At 36.7% G+C, this 4,564-nt stretch carries 6 protein-coding genes; 3 read left to right on the top strand and 3 right to left on the bottom strand.

Features of this window, described 5'->3' with window-relative positions; genetic code table 11:
- Both ABZA26_RS08355 and ABZA26_RS08360 read right to left on the bottom strand, forming a co-directional pair.
- A partial coding sequence (locus tag ABZA26_RS08355; RefSeq protein ID WP_372714067.1) for an amino acid ABC transporter ATP-binding protein occupies positions 1 to 453 on the bottom strand: 453 nt, incomplete at its 3' end.
- Positions 446 to 1,156 carry an amino acid ABC transporter permease gene (locus ABZA26_RS08360; RefSeq protein ID WP_372714068.1) on the bottom strand — a complete coding sequence of 237 codons (711 nt, stop codon included), beginning with the start codon at positions 1,154 to 1,156 and terminating at the stop codon, positions 446 to 448. The genes ABZA26_RS08355 and ABZA26_RS08360, both read right to left, overlap by 8 nt.
- A gap of 623 nt (positions 1,157 to 1,779) precedes the next feature.
- On the opposite strand from ABZA26_RS08360, the gene ABZA26_RS08365 reads away from it, so the two are divergent.
- The 3 genes from ABZA26_RS08365 (at position 1,780) to ABZA26_RS08375 (ending at position 3,579) form a co-directional block, all read left to right on the top strand.
- A complete protein-coding gene (locus tag ABZA26_RS08365; protein WP_372714069.1) occupies positions 1,780 to 2,454 on the top strand; it encodes an LA_2272 family surface repeat-containing protein in 675 nt (224 codons plus the stop codon).
- A gap of 124 nt (positions 2,455 to 2,578) precedes the next feature.
- The gene (locus ABZA26_RS08370) at positions 2,579 to 3,223 is read left to right on the top strand and encodes a VC2662 family protein (RefSeq protein WP_372714070.1); all 645 of its coding nucleotides are present in this window, start codon (positions 2,579 to 2,581) and stop codon (positions 3,221 to 3,223) included.
- Between the two features lie 155 nt (positions 3,224 to 3,378).
- Positions 3,379 to 3,579 (top strand): YwbE family protein, encoded by a 201-nt coding sequence (locus ABZA26_RS08375; RefSeq protein ID WP_372714071.1) that lies wholly within the window; start codon positions 3,379 to 3,381, stop codon positions 3,577 to 3,579.
- 79 nt (positions 3,580 to 3,658) lie between these two features.
- Here ABZA26_RS08375 and ABZA26_RS08380 read toward each other — a convergent pair whose 3' ends face one another.
- Positions 3,659 to 4,372 carry an NAD-dependent protein deacylase gene (locus ABZA26_RS08380; protein ID WP_372714072.1) on the bottom strand — a complete coding sequence of 238 codons (714 nt, stop codon included), beginning with the start codon at positions 4,370 to 4,372 and terminating at the stop codon, positions 3,659 to 3,661.
- Between the last annotated feature and the right edge of the window lie 192 nt (positions 4,373 to 4,564).

The raw sequence follows: 4,564 nt of genomic DNA on the forward strand, positions 1-4,564 counted from the left end.
AAGAGCTCTAGCTATGGCTATCCTCTGCTTCTGACCTCCGGAAAGCTGATTCGGATATGCTCCGGCCTTGTCTTTCAGCCCTACTCTTTCAAGAAGCACAATTGCCTTTTTCTTGGCTTCCTCCGCTGTCATTCCCTTTACCTTTGTAGGAGCAAGTATCAGGTTTTCAAGTACTGTTTTATGTGGAAAAAGGTTGAAGTGCTGAAATACCATTCCTACTTTTTCACGAAGACGGTTCAGGTCTACTTTTTTATCCATGACATCTTCGCCTGCTATATACACATGCCCCTTTGTAGGCTCCTCAAGTCTGTTAAGACATCTCAAAAATGTAGATTTCCCGCTTCCAGACGGCCCTATTACAGCCACTACATCTCCCTTTTTTATCTCTTTATTTATACCCTTGAGCACTTCGAGATCACCAAAGTGCTTATGCAAGTCAACTACTTTAATCACTTACTTTCAACCCCTTTTCTACTTTTCTCATAAATTTGGTAAAGATGCTTGTCATAATAAGATAGATAAGTCCTACTGCCAACAGCGGCTCTATACCCCTATAAGTCTGACTGGTTATTATATTTGCAGACCTCAGAAGGTCCACTCCTCCGATAAATCCTACTATGGAAGTTTCCTTCAGGAGGGTAATAAACTCACTTACCAGAGCCGGAAGGATATTTTTGATGGCCTGTGGTATTATTATCTCTTTCATTGTGAGAAAATAATTCATTCCCAGAGCTCTAGAAGCTTCTGTCTGCCCCTTATCTAGCCCCTCTATACCTGCTCTTATAATCTCGGCCACATATGCAGAGCTATTCAGTCCGAAAGCCAGAGCCGCAACAACAAATATAGGAGTGTCACGTAAATTCCCTACAAATATTACATTGGCAAGTATCATAAGCTGAACCACAGCCGGAGTTCCACGGATAATGTCTATATATCCCAGTGCAATAAGATTCAGCGGGTTAGTATTTTTGTATTTTTCAAAATTTTTAAATGGATAAAAGTGAGATAATCTCATGACAGCTAAGAGTATACCCATAGTAAGTCCTATAAAAGCCGCCAGAAACGTAACTCCAACGGAAAAGTACAGTCCTTTTACTATATACATATATCTGTTGCCTTCTATAAAAATCCCCTTTAATACTGATAAATAAGCCATTCTTTCCTCCTAATCATTTTCGCCAAACTTTGCAGCAGATGCCGCTTTCTTTTGAAATAATCTCACTGATTATATCTATGAAATATTTCATCTGAATTAATCATAATTTATAAGATTTCGGTTGCTCTGTAACAGGACATGACCCTGTTTATGAAAAAAACCTGATACTTGCCGTATCTGGAAACTGGCTCATATCAGGTACATCTTAAAAAAACAAAAGCCAACAGAGTATATCCGCCGGCTAATTAACTTTTGTATACTCATGAGAAATTAAAAGTTCTCAATCTTTTCAAAAGAATTTTTGATGTCAATTAGGCCATTTTAAAAGATAGGGTTTTTATGAGTGTTTTTCTTTGCTCCTCCTGATCCTTTTTATGGTCAACATAATTATTCCTCCGAAATTCTTCTGTTATTTTCTCAATCTTATCAGAAATAACCTTTATTTGTCAATCAATTTTTCCATAACAACACTAAAGTCCAAATATAAAACAGCAGTCTATTAGCAGTATATTTTATGTTTTACTTGGAGTTTTTAAATATTTAAACTCCATCATGAAAAAATCACAATTATAATGTATAATTAGGAACAATTAAAAAATAATTATAAAGGAGCGTGTTTAATTTTGAAAAAGATAACTTTTTTGCTGTTATTTTCACTCGTTTTTTTTAGTGCACCGGGAGAGGAAAAACCCTTTGAACTTTCCCTGTTTTCACCGGATATACAGCTAAATTCACCCTCAGATGATATAAGTGGTATAAGATTAGGAGGAATCTATTCTGAAAACAGAAATGTCAGCGGACTAGATGTCAATCTTGTTGCCAGCAGGACCAGAGGGGATTTTAAAGGATTCTCTGTTCTTTCTTTTTACGACAGGACTGAAGGTGATTTTACAGGTGTGAGGATCCCGTGGTGGTTCTTTGTATCCTACAACCATGTGGGAGGCAGCTTAAAAGGGCTTCAGTTCGGTGGACTAAACATTGTCGAAGGAGATTTTCTGGGGGCTCAGTTTGGACTTCTGAATATCAATAACGGAAACAGTATAGGGGCCCAGGCAGGATGGGTCAATCTTGATCACAACTTTAAAGGTGTGAGATTGGGAGGTCTAAATATGGCTGATTCCTTTGTAGGAGGAGAGCTCGGATTTGCCAATTTTAACCAGTCCACAAGGGGAGTCCAGATTGGTTTGTTTAATTACACAGAGCATCTTCAAGGAGTTCAGATCGGTCTGTTAAACATGGCTGCAAATTCAGAACTTTTTGAGATTCTTCCCATAATAAACTTCAATTTAAATTTCTAATATCACCTTATACTTAAATCTATAAAATCATTTTGAATCTATTTTTATCTAAAAATTAAAGAGGAATTTAAATTTTATCACCTTATATAGTAGTGCAGGGCATTATATTAATAAGGAGGTAAAAATGAAAAAAATTGTTGCAGTTTTAATTGGTGTTGTCATGTTAAGCTTCTCTGCATTTGCGGCCTCAGCTCAGCTCTCTGTTCCAGGGACAAACATCCCTGATGATGAAAATGTTTCCGGTATCAGACTCTCTCTTCTTCACGGTGAGACTACCAACGTAAAAGGACTAGACATATCTATCCTGGGTCTTTCTGATATGGATAACTTTACAGGTCTTGAGCTCGGATTCTTTTTCGGTGCCAACAGAATAAAAAATGAGTTCAAGGGAGTTTCACTAGGACTTATCAACTGGCATGAAGGCTATGATACAGGTGCAAATTTAGGATTTGTTAACTATGTCAACGACGTAAATGGTGTAAACTTCGGATTTGCAAACTATTCTACCGGAGACAGTCTGATCAACCTTGCAGCTGTAAACTATGTGGAATATGAATCTATGGTAAACTTTGGTTTTGTCAACATCACTCAGGGAACTTCATTAGTTGACATCGGATTTGTCAATTATGCTGAAGCTACCTCATTCCAGCTGGGATTTATAAATGCTACAAAAAATCTTGACGGTCTTCAGGTGGGATTTGTCAACTATGCTGAAAATGGTGTTTTCCCGGTTCTTCCTATTGTTAACTTCAGAAAAGGTTTATATTAGAAATAAAAAACCCGTCTTAAAGATGGGTTTTTTATTTCTTGTGACAGATATTTTATTATGTTATACTGAAATTCAGTCAAATCAAGAAACACTCAAAAGATTTTCAAGAAAAAATAAAGAGCTGTTTTTAGCAGCCGTTAGGAGTATATAATATTATGGATGGAAAAAAAAGAGCGAACATAAAACCTGGAATTAAGGTAAAAATAGTCTTAAAGAAAGATCAGAGAACAGGAAAGTTAACTGAAGGAATCGTCAAAGATATCCTCACCAATTCTCCAAATCATCCCCACGGAATAAAAGTAAGATTGACCACTGGAGATGTAGGAAGAGTCCAGGAAATAATAGCCCCAAACTAGAAAAATACAAATTACCATATACATTATTGGATTGCAGTCTTTTTAAGATCTGTAATCTTTTTAATTTGAAAGCAAAAGTTTAAAGTTCCCTTGTTGCTTCTTTCAGTACTTCCCCTATACGGGCGTCTATAACCATCGAGGCCTTACTGTCATATGACGTAGCCCCCTTGTTTATGAGGATGAGTTTATTCCCCTTATAAAAGTCCACTAAAGATGCTGCAGGATAGACTATAAGTGACGTCCCACCAACTATCAGGACATCAGCCTTTGAGATACATTCAATAGCTCCGTTAAACACCTCCATATCCAGCATCTCCTCATATAAGGTTACATCGGGTTTTACAATGCCTCCGCATTTTCTGCATCTAGGTACAGCCTCATTAAAACCAGTGATATAATCCAGATCATGATACTCCCTGCAGTCCATGCAGTAATTTCTTATTACACTTCCGTGAAGTTCATAAACTTTCCTGCTTCCTGCCTTTTGATGAAGTCCGTCTATATTCTGAGTTATTACAGCCTTCAATTTTCCCATTTTTTCCAGTTTAGCCAGGGCATAGTGGGCATCGTTTGGCTGGGCATCCTTAAAAATAAGATTTTCCTTATAAAATTTATAAAAATCTTCAGTATTGCTTTCAAAATATGTTCGGCTCAGCAGATATTCAGGAGAATGAGCATACAGTCCCTTTGCACTTCTGAAATCCGGAATATTGCTCTCTGTGGAAACCCCGGCGCCTCCAAAAAAAACTATGTTGTTACTTTCTTTGATTATCTTTTTAAGTTTTTCGTACATACCATCACCTCTAATCTAAATTATATACTCTTCTCCCCAGATAATAAACCCTAAATTTATAATTTAATTATTGAATCTATAAGAAATCTGTTACTTTTCCTTGATGAAAAGTAACCAAAAATCAAGCCTTGTCTTGTCCAAGCTAAAATATAATAAATTTTACTAAAAATACAAAACTCGCTGCGCTCAGAC

The sequence above is a fragment of the Ilyobacter sp. genome (assembly GCF_041583315.1).
Taxonomy (GTDB): domain Bacteria; phylum Fusobacteriota; class Fusobacteriia; order Fusobacteriales; family Fusobacteriaceae; genus Ilyobacter.

Excerpts from the sequence above, each read along its gene's own strand:
- ABZA26_RS08360 (WP_372714068.1), bottom strand. The coding sequence starts at position 1,156 with ATGGCTTATTTATCAGTATTAAAGGGGATTTTTATAGAAGGCAACAGA.
- ABZA26_RS08370 (WP_372714070.1), top strand. The coding sequence starts at position 2,579 with ATGAAAAAAATTGTTGCAGTTTTAATTGGTGTTGTCATGTTAAGCTTC.
- ABZA26_RS08375 (WP_372714071.1), top strand. The coding sequence starts at position 3,379 with ATGGATGGAAAAAAAAGAGCGAACATAAAACCTGGAATTAAGGTAAAA.
- ABZA26_RS08380 (WP_372714072.1), bottom strand. The coding sequence starts at position 4,372 with ATGTACGAAAAACTTAAAAAGATAATCAAAGAAAGTAACAACATAGTT.